The sequence below is a fragment of the Kineococcus rugosus genome (assembly GCF_050871975.1).
In the GTDB taxonomy this organism is placed as follows: Bacteria; Actinomycetota; Actinomycetes; order Actinomycetales; family Kineococcaceae; genus Kineococcus.
In genome coordinates, this window is sequence record NZ_JBJLSJ010000037.1 from 1 (window position 1) to 24050 (window position 24050).

Sequence of the window (24050 nt, forward strand, 5' to 3'; positions counted from 1 at the left end):
GCGACCGGTTTGAGCAGCAGACCGGGGAGCACCACCGCTTCCTGGTAGGTCCACAGCTGGGACTGCCGGGCGGCGGCCACCGCGGTGGCCGACCCGAGCTCCCGGCCGGCGCGGCGCTGGGCCAGCGACAGGAACGGCATGACGACCAGGCTCAGCGCGGCCAGGGCGACGCCGACCGTGGACGGCTGCGCCTCGCCGTCGCCCAGCAGCGCGCGGGTGGACCCGACGCCGACGTAGGCGGCCAGGGCGAAGAACGAGCAGGCGATGATCCGCAGGGTCAGGTGCTCGCGCGCCCGGCGGCGGGCCTCGTCGCGGGCGGAGAACTGCCAGGCCACGGCGGCCGCGGACGAGACCTCGATGAGGGAGTCCAGGCCGAAGCCGACGAGGGCGGCCGACCCCGCGCGGTGCCCGGCGCCGAGCGCCACGGCGGCCTCGACCAGGTTGTACGTGATGGTCCCGGCGACCAGCAGGCGCACCCGGCGCGCGAGGACCTCGCGCCGCGGCGCGGGGGGACCGGCGGGCGCCGGGCGGAGCCGGGGGGCGGGGAGCCGGTCCATCAGCAGCACTCCCCGCCCGCCCGCGCGGGGGCGCAGGCGGCGGCGTCGGGGGCCAGGACGGTGCCCAGCAGGTCCTCCAGCGCCCGGCGCAGGTGGCCGTCGGCCAGTTCGTACCGCACCCGCTTGCCCTCGGGGACGGCGACGACCAGCCCGCAGCCGCGCAGGCAGGCCAGGTGGTTGGACAGGCTGGTGCGGCCCACGCCCAGCTGCTCGGCCAGTTCGGTCGGGTAGGCCCCGCCGGCGCGCAGGGCCACCAGGACCCGGGCGCGGGTGGGGTCGGACAGGGCGTGGCCGAAGGTGGTCAGCACCTCGATGCGGGTCGTGGTCTCCACCCCGACAACGCTACAGCGAAAACTGACGTCAGCGGACGCTGACGCGTTCTCGGGGTGGCGCCGGCCTCACCCCGGGACGCCGCCGGGCACCCACGACCCCTCGGCCGCCGGGACGGACCCGGTCCGCAGCGACCCGGACCCGAACGGCACGACGAAGCTGGCCCGGTCGGCGCGGGTGTAGGTGCGGGTGTGCTCGACCACCCGGTCGTCCCGGTCACGGCTGGTGCAGGTGAAGAGCATCACCGGGACGGCGGCGTCGACCTCCAGGACGCGGGCGTCCTTCTGGTCCAGCGTGGCCAGGTCCAGCGTCTGCCAGGCGCGCTGCAGCTGGACGCCGTAGAAGCTGAACAGCTGGTAGAGGGAGAAGACGCCGAGGTCCAGGACCCCGGTGTCGGGCAGCAGGTCCGCCGGGAAGAGGATCTCCTCCAGCGAGAAGGGCACGCCCCCCGCCAGGCACAGCCGCTTGATGAGGCAGAGGTCGTCGTCCTCGGCCACCGAGAACACGTCCGCGTACCGCGGGCCGGCCGGCCGCACGCCCCGCGCCAGGACGCGGACCGACGGTTCGGCCCCCCGCTCGGTCATCGACTGGGTGAAGCCGTCGAGCGTCTCCAGCTCGCGGGCCACCTTCTCCCCGACCACGAAGAACCCCCGGCCCACGACCGGTTTGAGCAGCCCCTCCTCGACGAGCGCCTCCAGCGCCCTGAGGGCCGTGAGGCGGTGGACCCCCTGCTCGGCGGCGAGGTCGCCCACGGCCGGCAGCAGGGCGCCGGGCTGGTAGCGGCCGGTCTCGATCCGGTGCCGGACCAGGCGGCGCAGCGCCAGGTACTGCGGCGTCCGCTCGACCCCCACCGTCGCCCCCCCCGTCCGTGCCGCCGCCGGTGGCGTCCGGGCCGCCACGTCCGCCCCACCCTAGGCCGCGCCCGGGACGGGGTCAGGGGGCGACGGTCCCCAGTTCGCTGGCGAACCGCACCTGGTCGGCGCGGACCAGGGAGGAGAAGTGCTCGACCGGCGCGCCGGCGGCCTCGTGCGCGACCCCGCTGAGGGAGAGGACCGAGGTCCCCGGCGGCACCGCCAGCACCTGCGCGGTCGCCTCGTCCAGGGCGCTGACGGACAGCTGCTCGTAGCCCGCGACCACCTCCACGCCGTACGCCCCGCGCAGCGCCGCGTACAGCGACCCGTGGGCGTCGTACTGCCACGGCAGGTCCGGGAACCGGGACACCGGCAGGACGGACCGCTCCACAGCCGCGGGCACCCCGTCGAGCAGGCGCACCCGGCGCACCACGTGCACGGGTTCACCGACCGGCAGGCCCAGCCGGTCCCCGGTGCCGGCGTCGGCGGGTTCGGCGTCCCAGCCGAGCACGGTGGTGGTCAGGGTCCGGCCGGCCGCGGCCGCGGCCTCGGCGAACGGCCGCAGGTCCCGCAGGTTGCGCACGACGGGCGGTGCCGCGACGTAGGTCCCCGACCCCTGGACGTTGTAGACGACCCCCTCGTCGGCCAGTCGCCGGATGGCCGAGCGGACCGCAGCGCGGCTGACGCCCCACCGGGCGGCGAGCTCGCGCTCGGTCGGCAGCCGGTCGCCCGGGCGGAGGTCCTCGCGCACCACCAGCGCTTCGAGGCGTTCCTGGGCGTCGACGCTGGGGCGGACCGTCAGCCGCTGCACGGCTCCTCCTTCGTCTCGCGGGCCGTCGGGTCAGGCGGTGCCGGGGAGGCGAGAACGGCCGGTGGTCCGATTTTATCGCAGAGCGGTCTAGGCGCGGGCGGCTCGTGGTGCTACGTTCTCATTGGCTCGGTTTTGGCGGTCACCCGTCTAGTCCGAGTGCGTGGCGACGGTCGCAGGCGTCCGTCGCACCACCCCCCCAGCCGGACGGCCCCGCCGTCGGCGGCACCCACCCGAGCGGAGCGCTCGCGGACGAAGGAGTTCCAGTGCGCACCGAGACGATGCTCCACTACGTCGCCGAGACCCCCGCCGTGCTGCGGGCCCAGGCCGCCGGGAACTTCGAGGAACCGCTGGTCGACGCCTACGTCGCCGCGCCCCGGCGCGTGGTCCGCGTCGTGGCCTCCGGTTCCTCCCGCAACGCCGCGCTGTGCGCCCGCCCGTACCTGCGGAGGGCGCTGGGCGTCGAGGTGCTCGTCACCGACCCCTGGACGTTCGTCCACCACGAGCACGAGGTCCCCGACGACGAGTTCGTCGTGTGCGTGTCCCAGAGCGGTTTCAGCACCGCGGCGATCGAGGCGCTCGACTGCCTGCGCCGCCTCGGCCGCCCCGCGATCGGCATCACCGGGGACGTCGCGAGCGACTTCCCGGCGCACTGCGACGTCCTGGTCGACTACGGCGTGGGGACCGAGACCGTCGGGTACGTGACGAAGGGCGTCAGCGCGCTGCACGCGTTCTTCTGCCTCTTCGCCGACACCGCGGCCGGCCGGCTGGGCCGGGACGGCGGCGGACGGCCGTCGTTCCGCGACTCGCTCGGGGAGTACGTGGCCTCCTACGAGGCGGTCCGCTCCCAGACGCGGGACGTCCTGCGGTCCCGCGAGAAGGAACTGACCTCGATGGGCCCGGTGTTCGTCCTCGGCTCGGGCCCCGACCTCGGCGTCGCCGCCGAGGGGGCGCTGAAACTGGCCGAGACCCTCCAGGTCCCGGCCGTCGCGGTCGACCTGGAGGAGTTCCTGCACGGCCCGCACCTGCAGCTGACCCCGCTGCACACGGTCGTCGTCGTGGCCACCGGACCCGCTTCCCGGGCCCGGTCGCGGCAGATCCGCGCAGCGGCCCGCGTCGTCACCGACCGGGTGCTCCTGCTCACCGACGACCCCGGCGCCGACGACGCCGACGTCCGGGTCGACACCCTGCGCGACCCGCTGGCGAGCGCGGCGAGCCTGCTGCCGTTCTTCCAGATCGTGTCGTACGAGATCACCGAACGCAAGCACCTGTGGCACAAGCATCCGCTCCTCGCCCGGTTCGAGGCGATGGTCAGCGGCAAGAGCGAGAACTACGTCGACAGGGAAGTCGTCTGAACCCACCGCCACCGGTCCGCCGCCCCGCGACGGCGGACCGCGCCGGTCCCCGCCGGCCCGACCACGACGTCGGGCCGGCGCGGACCGCACCCCGACAACACAAGGAGACAGCATGAGCGACACCGTGGAGCCCACGGCGGCCTCCCCGGGGCAGGGGAAGCTGCAACGCAACCTCGGCCTGACCACCGCCATCGCGCTGGGGGTCGGGACCACCGTCGGATCGGGCATCTTCACCTCCGTCGGCGCCGTCGCCGGAGCGGCCGGCACCCCGCTGCTGGCGATCGCGGCGTTCCTCGTCGGCGGCCTGATCATGGTCCCGCAGATCCTGCTGTACTGCGAGTTCTCCACCGCCTACACCGAGAGCGGTGGGCAGGTCGTGTACTTCCGCGAAGCGGGGTGGTCCTTCCCCAGCATGTTCATGTCGTGGTCGTGCTACTGGGCGACCGACCCGGTCGGCATCGCCACCATGACCCTGACCGTCGTGAACTACGCGGCGTACTTCACCGGCTGGGGCGGGACCACCGGACGCCTCGTCGGCTGCGCCCTCATCGTCTTCTTCACGTGGCTGCACATCTGCCACAAGAAGGCCGGCGCCACCTGGCAGGACTTCATCACCGCCGCCAAGATCGTGCCCTTCATCGTCCTCGTGGGCATCGGGTTGTTCTTCGTCAACGGGGACAACTACTCCAGCCGGACGAGCGAGGCGGCCGACGTGTCGAGCCCGCTGCTCGCGATCGTCACCGGCGTCGCCCTGACCACCTGGGCCTACGACGGCATGCAGACGTCGGTCACCATGGCCGGGGAGATCAAGAACCCGCGCCGGAACATGCCGATCGCGCTCATCGGGACCGTCGTCCTCGTCACGCTGCTCTACACCGGCCTGGCCGCGGCCGCCGTCGGCCTCGTCGACATCGACTCCCTGTCCGGTTCCGACGCACCCGTCGCCGCGGCGTTCTCGCAGATCCCCGGCATCGGCAGCAACGCCGGCACCATCGCCGCGGTCCTCGCCGTCGTCGTCGTGGTCGGCTCGCTGTCCAGCCTCATCATGTTCCAGGCCCGGATGCAGATGAAGGCCGCGGAGGAGGGGTACTGGTGGCGCTCGTGGGCCACGATCCACCCGAAGTACAACACCCCCGCCACCGCGATGCTCTGGCAGTCCGGCCTCGCCCTCGTCCTCGTCTGGTTCTCCACGATCCAGCAGCTGCTGGGGCTCTTCACGCTCATCGTCCTGCTGCGCAACGCGCTGCTGTTCTGCGCGTGGTTCAAGCTGCGCCGCAAGGCGAACTACCGGCCCACGTGGCGGGCCCCGTTCGGCCCCGTCACCGCGGTCCTGGCCATCGTGCCGAGCCTGATCCTGATGATCTCGACGTTCTTCGACGCCCCGGTGGAGTCGGTCGGGGCCGGGCTGCTGGCCCTGGCCTCCGCGGTCCCGTTCTACTACCGCTGGCGCAAGGTCAACGCCGACGTCATCGAGGGCGCCGAGAGGGCCCGCAACGCACGCATCCTGGGCGGGACCGAAGCCGAAGCCGAGGTCGACGCCCCGGAGCACCGCACCACAGACCGCACCACAGGAGGAACCCGTTGATCAAGTTCGACGAGAACGCGCAGCTCGGCAGCGTGGAGGGCGCCCTCGCCCTGCGACCCGCGATCGAGGAGGTGGTGGACGGCCTCTGCGACAGGGGGTACGACCTGCTCTGCTACCTGGGCATCGGGGGCACGTGGGCCTCGGGCCTGCAGGCCGAGTCCCACGTCAAGCAGCTCAGCGCCATCCCGGTGTGCGTCGAGAACGCCGCGCAGTTCACCACCACCGGCAACCGCCGCATCACCGACCGGACCGTCGTCGTGATCTCCTCGGTCACGGGGAACACCCCCGAGATGGTGGCCGCCGTGCAGGAGGTCGAGAAGCTCGGTGCGACCGTCATCGGTTTCGTCGACGCCCCGGGAACCCCGCTGGCCGACCTGTCCACGACCTGCATCTCCCGGCCGGGCAACGAGCAGCTGAAGTTCTTCATGGTCGCCGACCGGTTCATGCGCAACGCCGGTCACTTCGAGGCCTACGACGACTACTACGCCCAGCTCGACGCCCACCTGGCCCGGGCGCTCGTCGACGTCGAGAAGGCCGCGGACGAGTTCGGCGCCGCCTTCGCGCGGGACCACCACGAGGACCCCGTGCACTACTTCGTGGCCGCCGGGACCCAGCACGGGTCGACCTACTCGTACGCCATGTGCTACTGGGAGGAGCAGCACTGGCTGCGCAGCAAGTCCATCCACGCGGCCGAGTTCCTGCACGGGACGCTCGAGGTCGTCGACCGGGACACCAACGTCACCGTGTTCCTCGGGGAGGACGCCGAGCGCCCGCTCGCCGAGCGGGTCGCCCGGTTCCTGCCGAGGATCAGCGCGAACGTCACGCTCATCGACTCCAGGGACTACGCGCTCGACGGCATCTCGCCGCAGTACCGCGGGTTCCTGTCCCACCTCGTCACGCACGCGGTCACCCAGCGGATCGACGCCCACGTGGAGCACCTCAACCGGCACCCGATGGACATCCGCCGCTACTACCGCGCCCTGCCCTACTGACCGGAGGACCACCGCATGAGAGTCGCAGCCGCCGGCGACAACTGCATCGACGTCTACGCCGGGCAGGGCCGCAGCTACCCGGGCGGCAACGCCGTGAACGTCGCGGTCTACCTCCGCCGCCTCGGGGTCGACAGCTCCTACGTCGGCGCGGTGGGGGACGACGCGCACGGCGACCTCCTGCGCCGGGCGCTGGAGGGCAAGGGCGTGGACACCAGCCACCTGCGCGTCAGCCCCGGCAGCACGGCTCTCACCCAGATCGAGGTCGTCGACGGCAACCGGGTCTTCGGGGAGCACGACGAGGGGGTCATGGCGGACTTCCGCCTCACCGCCGACGACCTCGACTTCCTGTGCGGCCACGACCTGGTGGTCTCCGGGATCTGGGGGCACACCGCCGGGGACCTCGCCGCGCTGAAGGCGCGGGGAGCCACCATCGCCTTCGACTACTCCGACCAGCCGCAGGACCCGGTCGTCGACGCCTCCCTCGGCGACGTCGACTACGCGTTCTTCGGGCTGGAGGCCGACGACGGCGAGGAACTGCGCGAGTTCGTGCGCCGGGCCCAGGCCCGGGGCCCGGTGTGCGTCGTCGCCACCCTGGGCGCGCGGGGGAGCATCGCCTACGACGGCCGGGAGTTCACGGTCGTCGGACCGGTCCCCGGCGAGGTCGTCGACACCATGGGCGCCGGGGACAGCTACATCGCGGGTTTCCTCACCGGCGTCCTCGACGGCCGGCCGCTCGCCGAGTGCATGGCCCGGGGCGCGGCCAGCAGCGCGGTGACGCTCACCTACCCGGGGGCCTGGTAGCGGACCCGCCCGGCGGTGTGGTCGAGGTCCGCTCCGCGGGGTGGTCCCCGCCGACCGGGTCCTGGACGACCCCGCCGGGCCCGGGGAACCGGGCCCGGCGGTCCCGCGGTCAGCGGACGCTGAGCGTCAGCTGCTGGGACCCGGCGTGGACGTCGTCGGCGAGGTCGACGCGGTACAGACCCGACGCCGGCAGCGTCACCGTCACATCACGCTGGTTGCGGCTGTGCGTGGTGTGCAGCGGGGTGCCGTCGGGGGCGATCAGCGTGAACGTCCCGGTGCCCGAACCGTCCAGCTGGATCCGGGCGCGCTGCCCGGCCTTCGCGGCGAACGTGTACGCGGCGCGGTCGCGCGGGCCGACCTTCGCGGTGACCGTCGCGCTGGTGCGCCCGGGGGCGAAGTCGATCTTCGTGGCCTCGGCCACCACCGGCAGGTTCCCGTGGACCCCACCACCGTTGCCCGTGGCGGGCTTGGCGGGCTTGGCGGGCTTGGCGGGCTTGGCGGGCTTGCCGGTGGCGGGGATGGACAGGTCCAGCCGGTAGCTGGAGGGCCGGGTGGAGACGATGTCGACGTAGTACCGCCCGCTCTCGGGCAGCCGGTAGGTGAAGTCGGACTGCCGCGGGCTGTGCGCGTCGTGCACCGCCGGACCCGAGGGGCCGACCAGCGTCCAGGTCTGGGCGCTGGTGGAGCGGGCCAGGTGGATGTGGGCGGTCTGCCCGGCCTTCGCGTCGAAGACGTACCGGTCGTCCTCCCCCGGCCCGACCTTCCCGCTGACCGAGGCGGAGGTGGCGCCCTTGGCGAAGTGGATGACGGTCTGCGCCGGGACGCCGTTCGCGCCCGAGCCGGTGCCGGTGCCGGTGACCGGGCCGGCCGCGGCGGCGACCCCGGCTCCGCCGAGCAGGGCGGCGGCGGTCAGGACGGCGGCGGTGGAGAGTGTGCGGTTCACGGTGATCTGCCCCTTCCAGGGCTCCTGACGGGGGTTCGGCCTCCGCTGGCTGCGGGTTCCGGCTCCGTCGGCTGCTGCAACACGGCCGTGCCCGGGTTCATGCCCGGGTTCCGCGACCGGCCCCGGGGCTGCCCTGCCGCGTCCTGCTCACCCGCACGCCGTCGCCGCGCGCGGGAACTCGCCGAGGAGGGTGGCGACCTGGAACGCGGGTCCGGGGAACCGGATCGAGGCACCGCGATCCCGGAACTCCCGCAGCCCGCGCACGCGCGGCCGTCAGCCTCCGCCCGTGCGCAGCGCGACACCGCAGATCGTCACAGCCGACAGGACGAGGAGGAGACGCAGGGCTCTCCGGAGTCGTGCGCTCATCGACGTCCGGAGGACGTCGATGAGCGACCGTCCCAGGAGGCGAGGGAACCCGCCGTGAGAGCGACGGGCACGGCGCAGGCGAGGAGCAGGCTGTGCACCAGGGGGCTCCCGTCGAACGGCAACGGCAGGAAGGTCAGAGTCGCCCACGACGCCGCAGTGACGACGGTCGAGCACCGAGTCCTGAAGGGGTGGAGGCGGTTCACGCAGGATCCCTCCTCAGGCCCGGCCCGTCAGGAGTTGCTCGAACGACGTGCTCGGCACCGGCAGAGCCGCGGGCCGCACCTCACGCGGGGTGCGGGCGCGCATCAGCGCCGCCAGTTCGCCGGCGGCACGCCGCACCCGCACGGTCAGGCCGGATCCCGCGGCGGCACCCCCGGCCCGGACGTCGCCCGTCCCGAAGTCCTCGGTGGCGCCGAAGACCCCGGTCGGCACGGTCACGGTGCGCAGGTGGGCGAACAGCGGGCGCAGCGCGTGGTCGAGAGCCAGGGAGTGGCGGGCGGTGCCGGCCGTGGCGCCCAGGAGCACCGGGACACCGGCCAGCGCCCCGTCCTCCACGACGTCGAAGAACGTCTTGAAGAGGCCGCTGTAGGAACCGGAGAAGATCGGGGAGACGGCGATGATCCCGTCGGCTCCCGTCACGGCGTCCAGCGCGGTCTGCAGCGCCGGCACCGCGAAACCGGTGGCCAGGGCGTTGGTGAGGTCGTGGGCGTGCTCACGCACCTCCACGACCGTGACGTCCACGCCGGCGCCGTCCTCCTGCAGGGCCCGCACCGTGGCCTCGGTCAGCCGGTCGGCCAGCAGGCGGGTGCTGGACGGCTGGCGCAGGCCCGCGGAGACGACCGCCAGGGCGCGCCCCCGGCCGCTGCGGGCACCGGGCGCGGCGCTCACGCCCGCACCTGCGGCTGAGCGGGTTCGGGCACCCGGACCGCGGGGACGTCCTCGCCCTCGGCGCGGCGGCCGGTCACCGCGTCGACCGCGTGGACGGTGGCGTCGTGCGCGCCGCCGGCAGCGGCGACGAGCGAGGCGTGGGTGGGGGCGTCGGGCACGTGCGCGGGGCGCCCGGCTGCCAGTTCCCGCCGCAGGACCGGGACGATCTGCCCGCCGAGGATCTCGATCTGCTCCAGCACCGTGGACAGCGGCAGCCCGGCGTGGTCGATGAGGAACAGTTGCCGCTGGTAGTCCCCGACGTGCTCGCGCATCGCGGCGTAGCGCTCGATGACCTGCTGGGGGCTGCCCACGGTCAGCGGCGTGGTCGCGGTGAACTCCTCCAGGGAGGGACCGTGGCCGTAGACGGGGGCGACGTCGAAGTAGGGCCGGAACTCCCGCACCGCGTCCTGGGACCGTTCCCGGGCGAAGAACTGCCCCCCGAGGCCGACGATCGCGGTGTCGGCCGGGCCGTGGCCGTAGTGCTCGAAGCGTTCGCGGTACCGCTGGACCATCTGCTGGGTGTGGGTGATGGGCCAGAAGATGTTGTTGTGGAAGAAACCGTCGCCGTAGTAGGCGGCCTGCTCGGCGATCTCGGGGCTGCGGATGGAACCGTGCCACACGAACGGCGCCACCCCGTCCAGCGGGCGGGGGGTGGAGGTGAAGGACTGCAGGGCGGTGCGGAACCGCCCGGAGAAGTCGACGACGTCCTGCCGCCACAGCCGGTGCAGCAGGTCGTAGTTCTCCACCGCCAGCGCGATGCCGTCGCGGATGTCCTTGCCGAACCACGGGTAGACCGGTCCGGTGTTGCCGCGGCCCAGCACCAGGTCCACCCGCCCGTCGGCCAGGTGCTGCAGCAGTGCGTAGTCCTCGGCGATCTTCACGGGGTCGTTGGTGGTGATGAGCGTGGTGGCGGTGGACAGGACGATGCGTTCGGTCAGGGCCGCGACGTGCCCGAGCAGGGTGGTGGGGGAGGAGGGCACGAAGGGCGGGTTGTGGTGCTCGCCGGTGGCGAACACGTCCAGGCCGACCTCTTCGACCTTGCGGGCGATGGCGACCTGGGCCTTGAGGCGCTCGTTCTCGCTGGGCAGGTGCCCGGTGGTGGGGTCGAGGGTGACGTCCCCGACCGAGAAGACCCCGAACTGCACGGTGTGCTCCGATCTCAGCCGGCGCGCGCCGGCTGCTGGTGGGTGGTGGCGGTCCGCCGGCCGCGCGTCGAGCGGCGGCGGCGCGGTGAGCGGAGGGCTCCACGGCGGAGACGGTGGCTCGGACCGGTCACCGGCCGAGCTCGACCTGCTCCGCGCACTGGTGGGCACGACGACCCACGTTAGGGAGGTGGCGCAGCGGGAGACAGGCCTTGTCAGGGACAGGGACGGTGCGCCGGGCACGGCCTAGGGTCGTCGCGACCGCTGGTGCGCGACGTTCGCCGTCGAGCGCCGGCGGCAGCACGGACAGCGGACGACCGACCCGCTCGCGAGCCGGTTCCCCGTCCACCGCGACCCACCGGCCACTGACCACTGACCACTGACCACTGACCACTGACACCAGGAGTTCCCGTGCCCGCTCCCACCGTCGTTCTCGTCCACGGCGCGTTCGCCGACGCCGCCAGCTGGGCCCCGGTGACCGCCGACCTGCTCGGTCGCGGTCTGGCCGTCCGCGTCCCGCCGGTCTACAACCGCAGCCTGTCCGCCGACGCCGCCTCCGTCCGCGCGGTCGCCGAGCAGGTCGGGGGCCCGGTGCTGCTGGCCGGGCACTCCTACGGCGGGGCCGTCATCACCGTCGCCGGCGCGGCCGAGAACGTCGTCGGCCTGGTGTACGTGGCCGGGTACGCCCTGGCCGAGGGGGAGAGCCTGGGGCAGTTGCAGGGCGGGTTCCCCGACTCCGACCTGGCCGCCAACCTCGTGTACACCCCGTACCCGGTCCCCGGGGGCGAGGACGGCACCGACGTGTCGGTCGCCGTGGACGCCTTCCCGGCCGTCTTCGCCGCGGGGGTCCCCGAGGAGCGGGCGCGGGTGCTGGCGGTGTCCCAGCGGCCGTTGTCGGCGTTCGCGTTCGGGGAGCCGGCGTCGGTGGCGGCGTGGCGCACGAAGCCGTCGTGGGGGATCGTCTCGGCGGCCGACCGCACCATCAACCCCGAGGTGGAGCGGTTCGGGTACACCCGCGCGGGCGTGCGGGAGATCGTCGAGGTCGACGCCCCGCACCTGGTGATGCAGACCCACCCGCGCGAGGTCGCCGACGTCATCGCGGCCGCGGCCGCCGAGCTCTCCTGACCGCTCACCCGCAGCGGGCTGAACGCGCGGGGTCCGGGCGGGTCCACCGTCGTCGAACCCCGGTGCCGGCGCCACCGCGGGAACCCCGCGGGCGGGGCGACCCTGACCCCAGCAGGGCCTGTTCCGTCGCTGACGGGCCACGGGGTGCGGGGTCTACCGTCGCCGCTGTGGACGATGGACCTGAGGGTGCCGCGGCGGCGGGTGAGCACCTGAGCCGGGTGCTGGAGTCGCTGCACGAGGTGCCGGCGCTCCTGCGCAACCGCCACCTGGACGTCCTGGCCTCCAACGAGCTGGCCCGCCGGGTGAGCGCGGCCTTCCAGCCCGGGGTGAACATGGCGCGCTTCATCTTCCTGAACCCCGAGGTCGCCGCCTCCACGGGCGATTGGGACCACGTCTGCCGGCAGTCGGCGAACTGCCTGCGCACGTCGCTGGAGACCCACCTGGAGGACGCGGGTTTCCGCGCGCTGGTCGGTGAGCTGGCCGCGCGCAGCGACGACTTCAGCCGCGCCTGGGCGCAGGAACCGGGGGACCGCGTCGACACCGGCAACTTCGACGTCGAGCACCCCGTGGTGGGTTCCCTGTCGATGGCCTACCAGCAGTTGCAGGGCCTGCACGGCCCCGGCGACCCGGTCCTGGTCGTCCTCCGGGCCAGGGACCGGGCGTCGCGCGATGCGCTGCGACGGCTGCGCGCGATGTGACGTCCGGGGACGAGGATCGACCGCGCCGCCGGGTCCCCGCGCGGACCCGCGGCGTTCGTGGTGGTGGTGGTGGTGGTGGTGGCGGCGGACCTGCTCGCGGGCGCGAGGCACGACCCCCGCGCACCTACAGCAGCTGCGGACTCCCGTGCACGCGCGCGGCGAGCACCTCCAGGGCCTCCTCGGCCACCGTGCCGGCGCGGGGCCGCAGGATGGTCATCACGCACCCGGGGTGCCCGGGCACGGCGAGGTTGTCGTAGTCCAGGTCGATCCGCCCGAACCCGTCGACGGTGGCGGAGAAGCTCCCCAGGAGGCTGGTCGTGGCGACCTCGTGCCTGGCCCACCACCGGCGGAAGTCCTCGTCCCGCACCGCGAGGGTGCCCACCACCTGCTGCAGCCGCGCGCTGTCGTGGTCGCCGACCAGGCGCAGGTTGGCGACCGCGCGCCGGGCGACCTGCTCCCAGCCCGGCGTCGTCAGCTTCACGTGCGGTGCGAACAGCTCCAGCAGGAGGTTGCGCCCCGGTTCGAGGGCGCTGCTCAGCGCCCTCGCCATCGGGTTGCTGCTCAGGACGTCCCTGACCGCGTTCGCGATGAACGTCGGGGCGTGGCCGAACCTGTCCACCAGGGAGGTGAGGCGCTCGTTCACGACGACCGTCTCGTCCGTGGCCGACGGGACCGCCAGGAACCCGGTCATCAGGCGGGAGAGGTACTCCCGTCCCGCCGGGTCCAGGCGCAGCGCCCGCGCCAGCGCCGCCACCACCTGGGTGGAGGGCTGGTGGTCCCGCCCCTGCTCCAGCCGGAGGTAGTACTCGAGGCTCACGCCGGCCAGTGCCGCGACCTCCTCGCGGCGCAGCCCCGGCACCCGGCGTCCCGGCTCGCGCGGCAGGCCGACGTCCTCCGGCTGCAGCGCGTCCCGCCGCGCCCGCAGGAACCGGCCCATGCCCTGCGCCCCGGGGCTCACCGTGCCGCCCCGGTGCACGCGACGGCGATCTCGTCCGGACCCACGACGACCACCCCTTCCCCCGCGCTCCCGCCGGAGCGTCCGATGACCTGCAGAGCACGGGCAGTCAACCCGCTCGTCGTCGCCGGCGCATCGCACATCCGTGCGAGGCGGCGGGGCCGATCGGGCCCTCGGCCGGTGCGGACGCCCGGCGTCGAGCGGGTGCGACGCTGGCAGACTGGGCCCGCCCGGCCGTCCGGGGCTCGTGCAGGTGGACTACGGAGGTCCGAGGGGTGGACAGGCTGCGCGGTCGCGAGCGGGAACTGCTGCACGCCTCGGCGGTGCTGTCCAGCACCCGCCGGTCGGGCCGCACCGGCCTGCTCACCGTCGAGGGGGTCGCCGGCATCGGCAAGAGCGCCCTGCTGCGGGCCGTGACGGACCTGGCCCGCGAGCAGGGTTTCACGGTGGGCAGCGGGGGAGGTGAGGAGTCCTCCCGCGTGCTGCCCCTGTCGGCGCTGCTGTCGGCGCTGCGCGCCGGCCCGGAACCGGTGTTGTCGCAGGCGGCCTTCGCCGAGCTGGGGAGGCTGTACGACCGCCAGCCCTGGCTCGTCGAGCGCTTGGCCGACGCCCTGGCCGTCGCGGCCTCCCGCGGACCGCTGCTGGTGGTGCTGGACGACGCGCAGTGGATCGACCAGCTGAGCGTCTTCGCCCTGCGCGTCCTCCTGGGCCGGCTCGCCCGGCAGCCGGTGTGCTGGGTGCTGGCCGGCCGGCCGGACCCCGACGGCCCCCTCGAACGGGTCAGGACGGCAGCCCGGCACGTGAACGCCGTCTTCCACCTCACCCTCGGCCCCCTCGACGAGGAGGCCGTCACCCTCCTGGCCCGCGACGAGCTCGGCGCCGACCCGGACCCCGCGCTGCACGCCCTGCTGGAGCGCGCCGCGGGGCACCCCCTGCTCGTCAGCTCGCTGCTGGCCGGGTGGCGCCCCGCCGCCGAGGGACCCGGCGAGCCCGAGCAGCCGGGGACGTCGGGGACGCCGGGGGCGTTGCCGCACCAGCTCGTCCTCGCGGTCCGGCGCCAGCTGGACAGCCTGCCGCAGGCCTCGGTGCGGCTGCTGCGCACCGGTGCGGTCCTCGGGCGCCGCTTCCGCCTCACCGACGTCGCCGCCGTGCTGGACGAGCCCGCGGCGCAGCTGATCGCCCCCCTGGAGGCCGCCGAGCGGGCCGGGTTGCTGGAGCACGACGGACCGGCGGTCGCCTTCCGCCACGACCTGGTGCGCGAGGCCGTCTACGAGGACCTGCCGGTCGCGGCGCGCGCCGCCGTGCACCGCGACGTGGTGAGCACGATGCTGCGGCAGGGACGTCCGGCCGCGCACCTGGTCCCCCACGTGCTGGGCGAGCTGTCACCCGCGGCGCCCGAGGACACCGCCCCCGCCGAGCGGCGCAGGGCGGCCGGCCTGCTGCGCGCCGCCGCCACCGAGCTCGTCCCCGCGACCCCGGCCGCCGCCGCGCAGCTGCTGGAGCACGCGCTGCGCCTGCTGCCCGCCGACAGCCCCGACCGGCTGGACGTCGGGCTGGAGGCGCTGGAGGCGGCCGGCGCCGGGCTGCAGGTGGAGGCCGCGGCCGACATCGGCCTGGCGCTGCTGGGGGAGGTGACCACCGCCCTCGACGCGGGACGCGTCTGGTGGCGGCTGGCCGGGCCGCTGCGCGCCCTGCACCGCGACGAGGAGCTGCGGGAGGGGGTGGCGCGGACGCTGGAGGGGCTGCCGGACGACCCCGTCGGCGCACCCGTCCACCTGCGCCTGCGCGCGGTGCGGGCACTGGCCTCCAGTCGCGACCGCGACCCCGCCGCCGCCACCTCCTCGGCGCGGTCCGTCCTCGCCGACGCCGAGCGGCTCGGCGACCGGGACGCCGTCGAGGCGGCCCTCCTGGCGCTCGCGGAGTCGGCCGCCCGGCAGGGCCGCCACCAGGGCGCCCTGCTCCCGGCCCGCGAGGCGCGGGTGCGCCACGGCGGCCCGGCCCGCTCGGCGGAGGTCGCCGCCCTCACCGGGCTGGAGCGCTACGAGGAGGCCCGCTCGCTGCTGGCCGAAGCCTCCGAGGTGCACCGCTCGGACGTGTGGCGGACCCTGCCCGAGCACGTCTGGCGGCGCTCGCTCCTGGAGCTGTTCGCCGGCCGGACCGACCTGGCGCGCGCGGAGGCCGAGCACCTGCTGCAGCTGGGGGAGGACTTCGAGGAGTTCGCGCTCTACCGGGCCGAGGCGCACTGCGTGCTGGCCCGGGTCGTCGGCACGCGGGGGGACGCCCTGGCCGGTCGCCGCCACGTGGAGGCCGCCCGCTCGGGGCTCGTCCCCGGCGACGTGCAGCAGCACCTCACCCTGCACGTGGTGGACGGGCGGCTGGCGGAGGGGGCCGGGAACGACACCGCCGCCGTGCTGGCGTTCACCCGGGCGCTGCGGTTGCGCCGTGAGCACGGCCTGCTGGGCGCCGGGCCCGACTACGACTCCGCGCCGCAGATCGTGCGCGTCGCCCTGCGCGCGGGGGCGCGGGAACTGGCCGAGGAGGCCGCGGCCGGTGCGGCCGGCTACGCCGAGCGCAACCCGGGCGTCCCCGGCATCCAGGGCATCGCCCTGCACGCCGGTGCCCTGCTCACCGGCGACGTGGACGGCCTGGCCGAGGCGGTGCGGGTCCTGGCCACGGGCCCGAGGGTGCCGGTGTACTCGGTGGCGGCCGGTGACCTCGCCGCCCTGCTCGCCGACGCCGAACGACGCCCGGAGGCCCTGAGGGCGTGGCGCCGGGCGAGCGACGCGCTCGCGTCCTGGGGGGCGAGCACGGTGATCGTCGACCCGCGTGCGCTGGCGCTGCAGGACGGCGCCCGCAGGCTCTCCCGGGAGGAGCCGCACCCGCTCGACGGCTGGGACGCCCTGACGGCGGCCGAGCGCCGCGTCGCCGACCACGTCGGGCGCGGGGGCACCAACCGCTCCGTCGCGGCGCAGCTGGGGGTCTCGCCGCACACCGTCAGCACCCACCTGCGGGCGGTCTTCGCCAAGCTGGGCATCAACTCCCGCGTCCAGCTCGCGCACGTCGTCGCCACGCGGTCCGACGACCCGTTCCCCCGCGGCGGCGCCGGCTCGCGGTAGCGGGTGGGCACCCCACCGCTCGCGCCGTCCCGTCGCGTCCCGTCGCGCCCCGCCGCTCCCCGCCGCCGCCCGCCTCAGGAGGCCCAGCGGGCCGTCAGGACGTCCGCCGGCTCGGGGCGTCCGCAGTGGAAGCCCTGGAGGTAGTGGCAGCCCGCCTGCGCGACCCGGCTGGCCTGCGCGGCGGTCTCCACCCCCTCGGCGATGACCTGCACGTCCAGGCTGGTGGCGACGGTGACGACCGCGTCCACCAGGGCGCGGCGGCGCGGGTCGCCCTCCAGGCCGGCGGTGAAGGCGCGGTCGATCTTGGCCATGCGCACGGGCAGCTCCACCAGGCGCGCGAGGGAGGAGTACCCGGTGCCGAAGTCGTCCACCGACAGCGGGTGCCCGCGGCGGTGCTGCTCCTGCAGGCCGGGCAGGACGTCGGGGTCGCTGAAGCTGTCCTCCACCAGTTCCAGGCCCAGCCGCTGCGGGGGCAGGTCGTGGGTGCGCAGCGCGTCGGCCAGGGTGGCGGTCAGGCCCGGGTCGGCGAGCTCGCGGGCGCTGAGGTTGACGTAGGCGCACTCCGGGCCGCCGGCCCGCGCGCCCGTCAGCTGGCGCTGCCAGCGGGCCATCTGCGCGCAGGTCTGGTCGACGACCCAGTGCCCGATCTCCACGATGAGGCCGGTGTCCACGGCGAGCTCGATGAACCGCGCGGCGGGCAGCAGCCCGTGCTGGGGGTGCTGCCAGCGCAGCAGCGCCTCGACGGCGTGCACGGTCCCCGCGGGGTCGGTGATGGGCTGGTAGTGCACCTGCAGCTGCTGGTGGGTCAGCGCCCGGGCGAGCTGGCGCTCCAGGTGCCGGCCGGGGCGCCGGGTGCGCTGGTCACCACCGTCGGAGGCGGTCCGCACGGCGAGGGGGTCCTCGTCGCGGTGGTGCCGCTTGGCGCGGTACATCGCGGCGTCGGCCGCCGCCAGCAGTTCCTCCGCCGTCACCTGCCCGTTCTCGCGGGGTCCGCCGTCGGCGGGGTCGAGGCCCGCGACGTCCGAGCTGACGGCGACCCCGATGCTGGCGCTGACCACCAGGTCCACCCCGGCGACGTGCAGGGGGCGGGCCAGGACCCGGCGCAGGCGGGTGGTGACCGCCCGCACGTGCCGCTCCAGCTCCCCGGCCTCCTCCGAGCCGTCCCCGCCCAGGGGGAGGTCCTCGCACAGCAGCACGAACTCGTCCCCGCCCAGGCGGGCCAGGGTGTCCTCCTGGCGCAGGGAGGCGTTCACGCGGGTCGCCACCGTCGCCAGCACGGTGTCGCCGGCGGCGTGGCCGAGGGTGTCGTTGACGGCCTTGAAGCGGTCCAGGTCGAGGAAGAAGACCGCCACGGCGCGCTGGTGGCGGCGCGCGGCGTACAGGGCGTGCTGGAGGCGGTCCAGCAGCAGCGTCCGGTTCGCCAGCCCCGTCAGGGCGTCGTGGGTGCTGGCGTGGGCGAGGTCCTGCTGGGCCTGGACGAGCTGCTGGCGGTCGGCGGCCAGCACCAGGTAGGACACCGCCATCCGCGCCAGCAACCGGGCCCAGTGCAGCTCCTCCAGCCGCCAGGTGCCGGGCCGGCGGCGGTAGAGGTCCAGCACGCCCCACACCCGGTCCCGGCTGATCAGCGGGATCGCCACGACCGACAGGAGGCCCTCCTCCAGGAGCCGGGTCACGTACTGCGGCCACGCCGTCTGCACCGGGTCGCGCACGTCGTCGACGACCACCTCGACCCCGAACAGCAGCGCGTCGTGGCAGGGCCCCTCCTGCATGAGCTGCTGCAGCTGCTCGACGGAGGTCACCGCGGCGTGGTCGGCGTGCACGAAGCGCAGCAGGGTGCCGTCGTTGACCATGACGCCGGCGCCGTCGACGTCGAGGTGCTCGGTGGCGATGTCCACCAGCTGCTTCAGCAGCTCCTCCGGGCCGGCCTGCCCGCTGGCGGCCACCGCCAGCTCGGCCAGGGCGGCGCTCATCGCCTCCGGCACCGTGTCGGCGCGACCGGTGCCCGGGTGGGGGGTTCGGGGATCCATCGGTCGACCACCGCTCTGGCAGAGGGGGAGCCGGGGTACGACCCTGCGGCGACGGTACGCCGCCCACCGGAGAGCGGCAACGGCGCGCACGCTCATCAGAGTTGAGCGGAACAAGCTCAACTCTGGCAGAGTTGTCACCGGTGTCGAAGCCGTCCACCCACGTCTGGAGGTAGTCCGTGGACCTCAAGCTCACCACCCGCGCCCAGGAAGCCCTGGCCGACGCCGTCGGCCGGGCCACGTCCGCGGGTCACCCCCAGGTCGAGCCCCTGCACGTCCTCGCCGCCCTGCTCGGCCAGGACAACGGCGTCGCCGGGCACCTGCTCGCCGCCCTCGGGGCCGACCAGGCCCTCGTGACCCGCCGCGTCGAGGGCGCCCTGGCGTCCCTGCCCAGCGCGTCCGGCAGCAACGTCAGCCAGCCGCAGCTGTCCCGCCCCGCCCTGCAGCTCATGCAGGCCGCCGGCGACGAGGCCCGCGCCCTCGACGACGCCTACGTCTCCACCGAGCACCTGCTGCTCGGCGCCGCCGCGTCCACCTCCGCCGCCGGGGAGGCCCTGCGCGCCGTCGGCGCCACCCGCGACGCCCTGCTGGACTCCCTGCCGTCCGTCCGCGGCGGCGCGAAGGTCACCTCGCCCGACCCCGAGGGGACCTACCGGTCCCTGGAGAAGTACGGCGTCGACCTCACCGAGCAGGCCCGCCAGGGCCGCCTCGACCCCGTCATCGGCCGCGACGCCGAGATCCGCCGCGTCGTGCAGGTCCTGTCCCGCCGCACCAAGAACAACCCCGTCCTCATCGGCGAACCCGGCGTCGGCAAGACCGCCGTCGTCGAGGGCCTCGCCCAGCGCATCGTCGCCGGCGACGTCCCCGAGTCGCTGCGCGGCAAGCGGCTCATCTCCCTCGACCTGGCCAGCATGGTCGCCGGGGCCAAGTACCGCGGCGAGTTCGAGGAACGCCTCAAGGCCGTCCTGAAGGAGATCCAGGACTCCGACGGGCAGGTCGTCACCTTCATCGACGAACTGCACACCGTCGTCGGCGCCGGGGCCGGCGAGGGCGCCATGGACGCCGGCAACATGCTCAAGCCCATGCTCGCCCGCGGCCAGCTCCGCCTCGTCGGCGCCACCACCCTCGACGAGTACCGCGAGCGCATCGAGAAGGACCCCGCCCTCGAACGCCGCTTCCAGCAGGTCTTCGTCGGCGAACCCTCCGTGCCCGACACCATCGGCATCCTGCGCGGGCTGCGCGAACGGTACGAGGCGCACCACAAGGTCGCCATCTCCGACGCCGCCCTCGTCGCCGCCGCCACCCTGTCCGACCGCTACATCACCGCCCGCCAGCTGCCCGACAAGGCCATCGACCTCATCGACGAGGCCGCGTCCCGGCTGCGCATGGAGATCGACTCCTCGCCCGTCGAGATCGACGAGCTCCGCCGCGCCGTCGACCGCCTCAAGATGGAGGAGCTCGCCCTCTCCAAGGAGGACGACGCCGCCAGCCGCGAACGCCTCGACGCCCTGCGCCAGAACCTCGCCGACCGGCAGGAGCAGCTGACCGCCCTCACCGCCCGCTGGGAGCAGGAGAAGGCCGGCCTCAACCGCGTCGGCGACCTCAAGCACCAGGTCGACGAACTGCGCTCGCAGGCCGAGCGCCTCCAGCGCGAGGGCGACCTCGGCGGCGCCAGCGAGATCCTCTACGGCCGCATCCCCGCCCTCGAACGCGAACTGGCCTCCGCGCAGGCCGCCGAGCAGGACGTGGCCGCGACCGCGCCCATGGTCGCCGACGAGGTCGGCCCCGACGACATCGCCGAGGTCATCGCCGGCTGGACCGGCATCCCCGCCGGCCGGCTGCTGGAGGGCGAGACCACGAAGCTGCTGCGCATGGAGGAGTTCCTCGGCGCCCGCCTCATCGGCCAGACCGCTGCCGTGCAGGCGGTCTCCGACGCCGTCCGGCGCTCGCGGGCCGGGGTCAACGACCCCGACCGGCCCACCGGTTCGTTCCTGTTCCTCGGCCCGACCGGGGTCGGCAAGACCGAACTGGCGAAGGCGCTGGCCGACTTCCTCTTCGACGACGAGCGCGCCATGGTCCGCATCGACATGAGCGAGTACTCCGAGAAGCACGCCGTCGCGCGCCTGGTCGGGGCGCCCCCCGGGTACGTCGGGTACGAGGAGGGCGGCCAGCTCACCGAGGCCGTCCGCCGCCGGCCCTACTCGGTGGTGCTGCTGGACGAGGTGGAGAAGGCCCACCCGGAGGTGTTCGACATCCTCCTGCAGGTCCTCGACGACGGCCGCCTCACCGACGGTCAGGGCCGCACGGTGGACTTCCGCAACGTCATCCTGGTGCTGACCTCGAACCTCGGGTCGCAGTTCCTGGTGGACCCCGAGCTGTCGCAGGCCACCAAGCACGACGCCGTCATGACCGCGGTCCGGGCGAACTTCAAGCCGGAGTTCCTCAACCGCCTCGACGACGTCGTCGTGTTCGACCCGCTGTCGACGCAGGAACTGTCCCGGATCGTGGAGATCCAGGTGCAGAGGATGGCCGACCGCCTCGCCGACCGCCGCCTCACGCTCGACGTCACCGACGCCGCGAAGGACTGGCTGGCGATCTCCGGCTACGACCCCGCCTACGGGGCCCGGCCGCTGCGCCGGCTCGTGCAGCGCGAGATCGGCGACCGGCTCGCCCGGGCGATCCTCGGCGGCGAGGTCCGCGACGGCGACACCGTCGAGGTGGACGTCGCCCGCGGCAGCTTCGACCTCGACGACCCCGCGTCGGCGGAACCGGCCGGGCTGGTGGTCCGGCGGGCCGAGACGGCCGTGTCGATCTGAGCCACCGGCGTGAGCCCCGCCCCCGGCCCGGGGGGCGGGGCTCACGCACGTCCGGGGCCCGGCCGGGGTGCCCCCGTCAAGGTCGCGTCAGCCGCGCGTCAGGACGCCGTCAGGGACGTTCCCGGCGCCCGCCGGGGTTCCTAGCGTTCCCACCATGCACAGCACCCCGGCCCCCGCCGCCGAACCCTCACCGTCCCGCGTGTTCGTCCCCGCCCACCGCGGACCCCGCGCCGTGGTCCTGCGGACGTTCCTCGACCCGCTGGGCGTCCGCACCGGGGTGGCGTTCTCGTCCCCCGCCCTCCTGCGCGCCGTCCTCGGGGAGGACCAGGCGCACGTGGAGCTCGGGGTGGGCGCGGTGCGGGCGCTGCTGCGCGCCGCGGGCACGCAGGACCTGCGGATCGACCCCCGCCTGGTCGCGGCGCCGCCGGCCGACCGCGGGCCCTCGGCCGCGACCCCGGCTCCGGTCCCGGCCGTGCCGCGGGCGCGGCTGCGCGTGGAGGGGTTCGCCGCGTGAGCCTCCTGCTGCCCGCCCCGGCGACCCCCGCGACCCGCCGCCTCGGGTCGCCGTGGCCCCGCACCGCCCGCGTCGTGGCCGGTGACGTCCGCGTCGCCGGGGTCGCGCTGGGCGAGGTCGCCGCCCGCTTCGGCACCCCCGTCCACGTGCTGGACGAGGAGGAGGTCCGGGCCCGGGCCCGCACCTACCGCGAGCACTTCGGCGCCGACGGCGTGTTCTACGCCGCCGGGGCGTTCACCTGCCGCGCCCTGGCCGGCTGGCTGGACCAGGAGGGACTGGGCATGGACGTGTGCTCGGCCGGGGAACTGCGCACCGCCCTCGACGCCGGTCTGCCGGCGCAGCGGATCCTCCTGCACGGCAACGCCAAGAGCCCCGCGGAACTGCAGGCGGCGATCACCGCCGGTGTCGGGCGCGTCGTGCTCGACAGCCCCGACGAGGTGGACCTGCTCGCCTCCCTGCTGCCCCCCGGCGCGCGCCAGCGGGTGCTGCTGCGCCTGGTGCCCGGCACCAGCGCGGGCGTGCACCCGAAGGTCCGCACCGCGACCGCGGACCAGCGGTTCGGCACCCCGGTCGCGGCCGTCGAGGAGTTCGCCGGGCGGGTCCTGGCGCACCCGGGCCTGGAACTGGCCGGCCTGCACTGCCACCTGGGTTCGCAGATCACCGACGTGGAGCCCTACCTGGACGCGGTGCTCGTCCTGGCCGGGGCCCTCGCCCGGGTGCGCAACCGGTACGGGCTGGTGCTGGGCGAACTCGACCTCGGCGGCGGCCACGGCACCGCCCACCGCCCGGGCGAACCCGAGCTCGACGTCGCCGACCTGGCCCGGCGCGTGCGCCGGGAACTGCGGGACGCCTGCGACGCAGCGGGTGTGCCCGTCCCGCAGCTGAGCGTCGAACCGGGCCGGGCGCTGGTCGGGCCGGCCGGGGTGGCCGTCCACCGGGTCGCGGTGGTCAAGCGCACGCCCCACCGCACGTTCGTCGTCGTGGACGGCGGGATGAGCGGCAACCCGCGCCCGGCCCCGCACGGCGCGCGGTACGCCCCCCGCCTCGTCGAGCGGACCGCGGCCCCCGCCCAGCAGACCGTGACGGTCGTGGGGCGCCACGGCGAGGCCGGTGACGTGCTGGCCGCCGACGTCCCGCTGCCCGTCGACACCCGGGTCGGTGACCTCCTGGCGTTCCCTGCCGCCGGGGCGTACCAGGTGTCGATGTCGTCGAACGGCACCGCGGTGCCCCGCCCGCCCGTGATCGCGGTGCGCGGCGGGCAGGCGCGGCTGCTGGTGCGCCGGGAGACGGTCGAGGACCTCGGCCGCCGCGACGTCGGCCGCTGAGGTGGCCCACCGCGTCCTGGCGGCCGGGGCGCACGCGCTGGTCGCGGTCGGCGGCCTCGCCCTCGCGGCGGGCGCGGCCCGGGTGGTCGGCGCCTCGCCCACCGCCTCGGTGCTGGTCCTCGCGGTGACCGCCCTCGTGGGTTCGGTCGGGGTCCCGGTGTGGGCGGCCGGTCTGGTCGCCGCCGCGACGTGGGCGGTGCACACCGGGTTCCTCGCCCGGCCCGCCGCCGCCGGGATCGGCCCGGAGCAGGTCGAGAACCTGCTCCTGTTCGCGGCCGCCGCCGGGTGGGGGTGGACCTGCGGCCGTCGCGCCCGGGTCAGCGGGCCCGTGCCGCCGCCGTCGCGGCCCCGGCCAGCACGACCAGCCCCCGCCGCACCACGTGCGCCCGCTCCCACCGCGCCCGCGCCTCCCGCCAGCCCGCCGCCTCCGCGCCGGGCCGCCAGGTCCGCAGCCGCTCGTTGATCGGCACGTGCACCCGCACGGTCAGGACGATCGCCCCGGCGACCGCCGCCACCGACGCCAGGCGCCACCCCGCCGACGCCGGCCGCGTCAGGGCGGCGACCGTGCCGGTCGTCATCGCGGCCACCGACAGGGCCGGGGCGAGGCGGCGCATCACGGCGTCGGCGCGCTGCTGGTGGCGCACGTAGTCGTCGAACCCCATCGCCCGGCGGCGCCGGCCGAACGGTTCGGGGACGATCGCCAGCGCGAGCGCGGCGGTGCAGACGTCGTGGGTGCGGGCGGCGACGGCGGGGAGGTCCACGCCCCGATCCTGGCGCACGGCCCGGGGAAACCGGTGGCTGCCCGGCCGCCGGTGCTGCG

At 75.1% G+C, this 24050-nt stretch carries 20 protein-coding genes; 10 read left to right on the forward strand and 10 right to left on the reverse strand.

Going from position 1 to position 24050, the window contains the following annotated elements:
- The 4 genes from ACRYM6_RS18605 to ACRYM6_RS18620 all read right to left on the reverse strand — a co-directional run.
- Positions 1 to 557, reverse strand: a 557-nt coding sequence (locus ACRYM6_RS18605; RefSeq protein WP_432544374.1) for a cation transporter, incomplete at its 3' end; no start/stop codon positions are given.
- Complete coding sequence (locus ACRYM6_RS18610; RefSeq protein WP_432544375.1) at positions 557 to 889, reverse strand: ArsR/SmtB family transcription factor; 333 nt, start codon at positions 887 to 889, stop codon at positions 557 to 559. The genes ACRYM6_RS18605 and ACRYM6_RS18610, both read right to left, overlap by 1 nt.
- Before the next feature lie 66 nt (positions 890 to 955).
- A complete protein-coding gene (locus tag ACRYM6_RS18615; RefSeq protein ID WP_432544376.1) occupies positions 956 to 1738 on the reverse strand; it encodes a GntR family transcriptional regulator in 783 nt (260 codons plus the stop codon).
- An 82-nt stretch (positions 1739 to 1820) separates the two neighbouring features.
- Entirely contained in the window at positions 1821 to 2549 is a 729-nt protein-coding gene (locus tag ACRYM6_RS18620; RefSeq protein ID WP_432544377.1) for a GntR family transcriptional regulator, read from the reverse strand.
- Positions 2550 to 2812: 263 nt separating this feature from the next.
- Here ACRYM6_RS18620 and ACRYM6_RS18625 point away from each other — a divergent pair, with 263 nt between their 5' ends.
- The 4 genes from ACRYM6_RS18625 to frlD all read left to right on the forward strand — a co-directional run bounded on the left by ACRYM6_RS18625 (position 2813) and on the right by frlD (position 7279).
- Positions 2813 to 3901 carry an SIS domain-containing protein gene (locus ACRYM6_RS18625; RefSeq protein ID WP_432544378.1) on the forward strand — a complete coding sequence of 363 codons (1089 nt, stop codon included), beginning with the start codon at positions 2813 to 2815 and terminating at the stop codon, positions 3899 to 3901.
- A 112-nt stretch (positions 3902 to 4013) separates the two neighbouring features.
- On the forward strand, positions 4014 to 5486 hold the full coding sequence (locus tag ACRYM6_RS18630) for an amino acid permease (RefSeq protein ID WP_432544379.1): 1473 nt from the start codon (positions 4014 to 4016) through the stop codon (positions 5484 to 5486).
- Complete coding sequence (locus ACRYM6_RS18635) at positions 5483 to 6478, forward strand: SIS domain-containing protein (RefSeq protein ID WP_432544380.1); 996 nt, start codon at positions 5483 to 5485, stop codon at positions 6476 to 6478. The genes ACRYM6_RS18630 and ACRYM6_RS18635 overlap by 4 nt, the downstream gene beginning before the upstream one ends.
- A 15-nt stretch (positions 6479 to 6493) precedes the next feature.
- Positions 6494 to 7279 carry a fructoselysine 6-kinase gene (gene frlD, locus ACRYM6_RS18640; RefSeq protein WP_432544381.1) on the forward strand — a complete coding sequence of 262 codons (786 nt, stop codon included), beginning with the start codon at positions 6494 to 6496 and terminating at the stop codon, positions 7277 to 7279.
- Between the two features lie 109 nt (positions 7280 to 7388).
- Here the strand turns inward: frlD and ACRYM6_RS18645 are convergent, their stop codons facing one another.
- From ACRYM6_RS18645 to ACRYM6_RS18655, 3 genes are all read right to left on the reverse strand, one after another.
- Positions 7389 to 8222, reverse strand: a complete 834-nt coding sequence (locus ACRYM6_RS18645; RefSeq protein ID WP_432544382.1) for a peptidase — start codon at positions 8220 to 8222, stop codon at positions 7389 to 7391.
- A gap of 582 nt (positions 8223 to 8804) precedes the next feature.
- Positions 8805 to 9476: an FMN reductase gene (locus ACRYM6_RS18650; RefSeq protein WP_432544383.1), complete on the reverse strand. Its 672-nt coding sequence runs from the start codon at positions 9474 to 9476 to the stop codon at positions 8805 to 8807.
- Positions 9473 to 10660, reverse strand: coding sequence for an LLM class flavin-dependent oxidoreductase (locus ACRYM6_RS18655; RefSeq protein ID WP_432544384.1), 1188 nt, complete (start codon positions 10658 to 10660; stop codon positions 9473 to 9475). The genes ACRYM6_RS18650 and ACRYM6_RS18655 overlap by 4 nt, the downstream gene beginning before the upstream one ends.
- A 408-nt stretch (positions 10661 to 11068) precedes the next feature.
- Here ACRYM6_RS18655 and ACRYM6_RS18660 point away from each other — a divergent pair, with 408 nt between their 5' ends.
- Positions 11069 to 11782 (forward strand): alpha/beta fold hydrolase, encoded by a 714-nt coding sequence (locus tag ACRYM6_RS18660; RefSeq protein ID WP_432544385.1) that lies wholly within the window; start codon positions 11069 to 11071, stop codon positions 11780 to 11782.
- Between the two features lie 167 nt (positions 11783 to 11949).
- Positions 11950 to 12480 (forward strand): MmyB family transcriptional regulator, encoded by a 531-nt coding sequence (locus ACRYM6_RS18665; RefSeq protein WP_432544386.1) that lies wholly within the window; start codon positions 11950 to 11952, stop codon positions 12478 to 12480.
- Between the two features lie 124 nt (positions 12481 to 12604).
- On the opposite strand, the gene ACRYM6_RS18670 is transcribed toward ACRYM6_RS18665, so the two are convergent.
- Positions 12605 to 13438: a helix-turn-helix transcriptional regulator gene (locus tag ACRYM6_RS18670; protein WP_432544387.1), complete on the reverse strand. Its 834-nt coding sequence runs from the start codon at positions 13436 to 13438 to the stop codon at positions 12605 to 12607.
- Between the two features lie 272 nt (positions 13439 to 13710).
- Between ACRYM6_RS18670 and ACRYM6_RS18675 the strand changes: the two genes are divergently transcribed.
- Entirely contained in the window at positions 13711 to 16551 is a 2841-nt protein-coding gene (locus ACRYM6_RS18675) for an ATP-binding protein (protein ID WP_432544388.1), read from the forward strand.
- Positions 16552 to 16625: 74 nt separating this feature from the next.
- Here ACRYM6_RS18675 and ACRYM6_RS18680 read toward each other — a convergent pair whose 3' ends face one another.
- Complete coding sequence (locus ACRYM6_RS18680; protein ID WP_432544389.1) at positions 16626 to 18578, reverse strand: putative bifunctional diguanylate cyclase/phosphodiesterase; 1953 nt, start codon at positions 18576 to 18578, stop codon at positions 16626 to 16628.
- A gap of 176 nt (positions 18579 to 18754) precedes the next feature.
- On the opposite strand from ACRYM6_RS18680, the gene clpB reads away from it, so the two are divergent.
- The 3 genes from clpB (at position 18755) to lysA (ending at position 23230) form a co-directional block, all read left to right on the forward strand.
- The gene (gene clpB / locus ACRYM6_RS18685; RefSeq protein WP_432544390.1) at positions 18755 to 21391 is read left to right on the forward strand and encodes an ATP-dependent chaperone ClpB; all 2637 of its coding nucleotides are present in this window, start codon (positions 18755 to 18757) and stop codon (positions 21389 to 21391) included.
- A 154-nt stretch (positions 21392 to 21545) separates the two neighbouring features.
- A complete protein-coding gene (locus ACRYM6_RS18690) occupies positions 21546 to 21905 on the forward strand; it encodes an SAV_915 family protein (protein ID WP_432544391.1) in 360 nt (119 codons plus the stop codon).
- Positions 21902 to 23230: a diaminopimelate decarboxylase gene (lysA, locus tag ACRYM6_RS18695; RefSeq protein ID WP_432544392.1), complete on the forward strand. Its 1329-nt coding sequence runs from the start codon at positions 21902 to 21904 to the stop codon at positions 23228 to 23230. The genes ACRYM6_RS18690 and lysA overlap by 4 nt, the downstream gene beginning before the upstream one ends.
- Before the next feature lie 317 nt (positions 23231 to 23547).
- On the opposite strand, the gene ACRYM6_RS18700 is transcribed toward lysA, so the two are convergent.
- Complete coding sequence (locus ACRYM6_RS18700) at positions 23548 to 23991, reverse strand: DUF1772 domain-containing protein (protein WP_432544393.1); 444 nt, start codon at positions 23989 to 23991, stop codon at positions 23548 to 23550.
- Positions 23992 to 24050: the final 59 nt, after the last annotated feature.